General features: G+C 36.0%; 3 protein-coding genes and 2 pseudogenes. 2 read left to right on the top strand and 3 right to left on the bottom strand.

Annotated elements, in window-relative coordinates; genetic code table 11:
• Positions 1-152: pseudogene (locus H540_RS33520) on the top strand (IS110 family transposase); the annotation flags it as partial.
• A 283-nt stretch (positions 153-435) separates the two neighbouring features.
• Positions 436-998: pseudogene (locus H540_RS30580) on the top strand (IS6 family transposase); the annotation flags it as partial.
• Between the two features lie 79 nt (positions 999-1077).
• On the opposite strand, the gene H540_RS0121430 reads toward H540_RS30580, so the two are convergent.
• From H540_RS0121430 to H540_RS0121420, 3 genes are all read right to left on the bottom strand, one after another.
• Complete coding sequence (locus H540_RS0121430; protein ID WP_028402324.1) at positions 1078-2244, bottom strand: iron-containing alcohol dehydrogenase; 1167 nt, start codon at positions 2242-2244, stop codon at positions 1078-1080.
• A 323-nt stretch (positions 2245-2567) separates the two neighbouring features.
• Entirely contained in the window at positions 2568-3701 is a 1134-nt protein-coding gene (locus H540_RS0121425) for an NADH-dependent flavin oxidoreductase (RefSeq protein ID WP_028402323.1), read from the bottom strand.
• 233 nt (positions 3702-3934) lie between these two features.
• The gene (locus tag H540_RS0121420; RefSeq protein ID WP_028402322.1) at positions 3935-4309 is read right to left on the bottom strand and encodes a MerR family transcriptional regulator; all 375 of its coding nucleotides are present in this window, start codon (positions 4307-4309) and stop codon (positions 3935-3937) included.
• Positions 4310-5077 lie beyond the last annotated feature (768 nt).

Below are 5077 nucleotides of genomic sequence, written 5' to 3'. Positions count from 1 at the left end.
TAACGAATAATCGAAACACCAAACTTAGAGAGTTTTACGACAAAAAAAGAAGTGAGGGAAAACCTCACAAAGTAGCGATAATAGCCTGCGCCAACAAGCTATTACATTGGATTTATGCCATTCTCAAGCATAAAGAGAGTTTTATGGCATAAACAAATAACTAATAATTACATTAATTACAAAAACTTCAAATTGTTGTTTTGAAGTCTCTTTGTCATGCCTTTTTTTATTGTAACATTACTTATGAATCAATATTAAGCCAAAAGTATTGACTTATATTAGCTGGTATAATGAAATAACATGACTGACGTTTTTAAACAACTTTATTATGATTTAAACGACTTTATTGTCACTTAACAATATACTTAAACGTTCGGAACTACACTCATATTTTTGTATATATTTTGACAGCATTCGAAGTTTGCACCAGAACCTCAATATGGACCTCAATTAGAAGAAAGAGTACGACATCATCTTAAGTCAACAAATGACTCGTGGAGAGTCGATGAAACATATATCAAGGTAAAAGGGCAATGGATGTACTTATATCGTGCAGTCGATTCAAAAGGGCATACTATGGATTTTTATCTAAGTGAATCAAGAGATAAACAAGCAGCTAAGCGCTTTTCCAAGAAAGCCTTGGCTTTTTCGTACGTTTCCAAGCCTCGTATCATAACAGTGGATAAAAATCCTCCCTACCCTGTAGCGATTCAAAAGTTAAAAGAAGAGAGAAACAGATGCTTGAAGACACACAATTAAGGCAGGTAAAATATCTGAATAATATCGTGGAGCAAGATCACCGTTTTATTAAGAAGCGAGTTCGTTCTATACTAGGATTGAAGTCATTTTGTACAGCTACTTACATACTGTGTGGTATAGAAGCCGTGCATATGATTAAAAAGAAACAAATTCACCAAAGGGTGACGTCTATCCAAAATCAAAAAGAATTCATCCATAAACTGTTTGGACTAGTACATGTTTTTTGCACCAGAACCTAAAAATATGCACGATAACGTTAGGAAAATCATCGTGCATATTTATACCATCTAGTAACGGGGAAGACGTTATAGAATACATCTACATTGCATTTTCAAGAATCTTTTGGCTTATATCCAAGGTAATATCACCAGTTTCTGAAAGGGCTGTTATACCATGAGCCTTTAGTTGTTCAATAACAACTGGAATTTTATCAGCTTCAACGCCATATTGGGACAAATGCGTTTTTATACCAAGGCTTTCAAAGAATTCTCTGGTTTTCTGAATTGCTAAGTCTATCTTTTCCTCTTCGCTGCCACTCTCTATATGCCATACACGTTCAGCGTATTGCAGAAGTTTAGTGCGTTTTTGTTCGCGTCTTACCTCTAGTAATGATGGCAATACAATCGCTACAGTCTGTGCATGATCAATACCAAATAATACGGTAAGTTCATTTCCAATCATATGAGTCGCCCAATCTTGTGGAACACCCGCACCGATTAGCCCATTCAATGCAAGAGTAGCGCTCCAAACATGATTTGCACGTACGTCATAATTTTCAGGTTCAGCAACTGTAGTTTCTCCTATTTCGATCAAGGTTTGTAAAATACCCTCAGCCATTCGATCTTGTACCATGCCATTCACAGGAAATGTAAGATACTGCTCAGTTGTATGCACAAATGCATCAACCACACCATTGGCAACCTGAATCTTTGGAAGTGTAAAAGTAAGGGTCGGATCTAATATTGAAAATTTAGGATAATTTAACATACTCATAACAGGATACTTTCCTTGTTTATAGCTGATTGAAGCTCCGTTATTCATTTCAGATCCTGTAGCAGGTAAAGTAAGCACTGTACCAAATGGAACTGTTTTTCCTGCTACTTCAAAAGGAATCGGTGCCAAGCCATATTTCAACAGGTCACGGGAATCTCCCTCATAACAAAAAGCAAGTGATATAAATTTAGTTCCATCGATAACAGACCCTCCACCAACAGCAAGTAAAAAATCAATGTTTTCACTGCGTACAATTTCTACGGCTTTTACCAATGTTTCGTAACGAGGATTCGGCTCTATACCACCGAATTCATATACTTTCCTGTTCCCTAGTGCAGTTTTAACCTTGTCGATAAGACCACTCTTTTTAGCACTTCCACCTCCATAGGTTATTAAAACAGTAGCATCTGCTGGAACATGCATATCAATACTCTGAAGTCTGTCCTTACCAAATATAATATGGGTTGGATTATAAAAATCAAAGTTTAACATGATTTATCCTCCTTTATATTTTTGTTTTACTAGTATAAATTTTAAAGTTAACCTTTCATTATTTGCAAAGTATAAGGTAATGAACAAGCAGCCCCCCAAAAAAAAGTGGGGCTGCCTCATGACAAATGTTTTCTTTTTGGAGTTCTTGAATTGTTGGACGAATAATCATCTCATTAATCGCTACATCAGAAGGTTGTTCAATTGCAAATTCAAGTTCTCTTGCAGTGGCTTCTCTAATCCACTAGAGTCATCCGTAATAATTACAACCTTATCTTGCTCTCTAAATAAAAACGTAAAAACAGTAAACTTTTTCTATTACAATGTTATTCTTCGATATTAAACCATGGACCTAAAGCTTGAATGACGCCCCAAAGTTTTTCCGGAAGCTCAAGCTCACTAACCTTTGAAGCCTTTATCGCTGTTTGGATCTCAGACTCTTGTCCATTTTGAACCTTTTCAACCCAGTCTGGATTCATGATTAACGCGTGGCCAATCGCAGCTAGGGTAAGACCCTTATCTAATGCTTTGGCAACATTATCAGGAGTCACCATAGAACCAGCAGCCAGTACAGGAACTCGGCCGTTTACATGGTCAACAATTAACTCAAGATATGTTTTTTCATCTTGACTGTCGACTGGCTTTGAAGAAAGAGCATCAGCCAATGAAGCATGCACATAATCAACATCCTCTTCAATCAGGCGTTCAATCAATGCATAGGTATCCTTCATTCTCAAACCGCCTTCTTCATGTTCGTCAGGAGATATTCTGTATCCTAACATAAACGGTTTTGTTGCATGCTTTTCAATCACCTTTTTCACTTCTTGAACAATTCCCAATGGGAAACGCATGCGATTTTCTAATGATCCCCCCCATTGGTCTTCTCGTCTGTTGAAGAAAGGTGAGAAGAAGTTTTGCATTAAAAACCCATGAGCACCATGAAGTTCAACGCCATCAAACCCTGCTTCAATTGCTCTTCTTGTTGTTTCTCCAAATGCATGGATGATATCTAAAATTTCCTCGTGTGAAAGTTCTCTAGGCAAAACTGAAGGAGCAAATGCAGTTGCTTCAGTCTCTAAAGCGCTGGAACTAACAACCTCACCATTTGGAACAAGATCTGGTAGGGCTTTGTTACCTGCATGGAAAATTTGAAGGACCGCAGGAGCTCCGCCACTTTTCGCGGCCTCAGCTAATTTACGTAAGCCCGGCATAAATTTATCGTCATAAGCTGCAAATTCATTTGTAAAACCGATCCCGTTTGGAGTCACATGTGTACAACCTGTAATAACAAGCCCTACTCCGTTTACTCTTTTTTTGTAATAGGTTAATTCATCATCCGAAACCGTGTAATCATCATTACTGGACCAAGTTGTCATTGGCGCCATAACGACTTTATTATTAAGGGTAATCCCGTTTTTAAATGTAAAAGATTCAAATAAGTTGCTATATTTTTCGTTCATTTTTTTAACCTCTTTCTGAATAGTATTCACCTAGCATTGTTAGTTTGTCGTATGTTGTAAAGGTTGATCAACACTTCATGTATTTAAATGGTGCAAGAATAGGTTACTCCTTAGAGTGCACTCTAAAGCAAGTGTTTTTTTATTTTTTATTTTTTTTTGATAAAAACACGATTTAGAAAGCTGTCTGTACGAGGTTTATCAAAAAGACGCAAATGGAAAAAACAACTGGCTTCTTAATTTCCAAAGAAACAGTTTCCTACTTCATTTTCATAAACATTTATTTTCTTATCCAGATGCTCTAAACTTTGACGAATCTTCTCCAATTCTTCCACTACTTTTTTGCGATGATTTTTAAGTAGAGCTAACCTTTCTTCCATCGTTTCATCCCCCATATGCCCCCACATGGCAAATTGTTTCATGTCTTTTAGTGACATCCCCGTATTTTTTAGGTGGAGCAAAGATTCAATCCATAATTTATTTTCATCCGAGTAGATTCTGACATTGTTCTCGTCTCTGTTTACTTTTATTAACCCTTCTTTTTCATAAAACCTCAATGTATGTTCGCCTAACCCAACGATTTTAGAAAATTCTCCAATAGAATATGTCAATATAACCGCCTCCATTAAATCTGATATGTCTATTTCTTCTTTCTTTTTTAATTTGTGACACAAAGAAAGAGTAATACTTAGAGTTTGCTCTAAGTCAAGAAATATTACTTCTTCTACATGTGACGAACTTACGAACTTTTAGATTTATTTCGTTAGAAAATTTTTAAAAAGGAGACATAAAGAGTAGAATAAAAAAAGCCACTTATTTTTTATAAAGGGTTCCGTTTTGAGGTGCTTTTCCGAAATTATAAACCAAAATGACAGTTGTTTTGACTTCGTTATTGGCATATAAAAAAGCAAAATTCGCCGCAGTATTGGCGAGTTTTGCTTTTTTATAGTTATCCGATTCCTTATTCAACTAAACTGCCCGTTACTTTAAGTACAAATCTTCACAATCTACCCTATATAATTATCCAACAGTCTTGGAAGTGAGTTATTCAACAATCTGGCCCTTTAGTGGAGTAACTTTATTGCCACTCAACAGTTCCTTAATTCACCTTTCAGTTCAGATCTTCTTTTCACTTTTCACTATAAAAACACCCCTTTAGATAAACAGATCCAAAGGGGCAAAACATCGCAACTTTTTTATAAACACCGTGACTTTATTTAAAAACGACATCACATCAAAAGACATGAGCATGCTGTATTATTCTCATGGCATACAACTTCCCTTTCTTTTTTTGTTTCCATAGCGAATTTTTTCATAATCTCAAGTTGTGTGATGTAAATTTGAAATTTCGCACACTAAAATTTGAAATTTCAGTATGC

The sequence above is a fragment of the Ectobacillus panaciterrae DSM 19096 genome (genome assembly GCF_000430785.1).
Classification (GTDB): Bacteria; Bacillota; Bacilli; order Bacillales; family Bacillaceae_G; genus Ectobacillus; species Ectobacillus panaciterrae.
The sequence above is the reverse complement of the archived record's forward strand: the minus strand, read 5'-3'. Positions and strand labels throughout refer to the sequence as shown.

Bases quoted from the DNA above. Each gene is read 5' to 3' on its own strand.
- H540_RS0121425 (WP_028402323.1), bottom strand. From the start codon at position 3,701: ATGAACGAAAAATATAGCAACTTATTTGAATCTTTTACATTTAAAAAC.
- H540_RS0121430 (WP_028402324.1), bottom strand. From the start codon at position 2,244: ATGTTAAACTTTGATTTTTATAATCCAACCCATATTATATTTGGTAAG.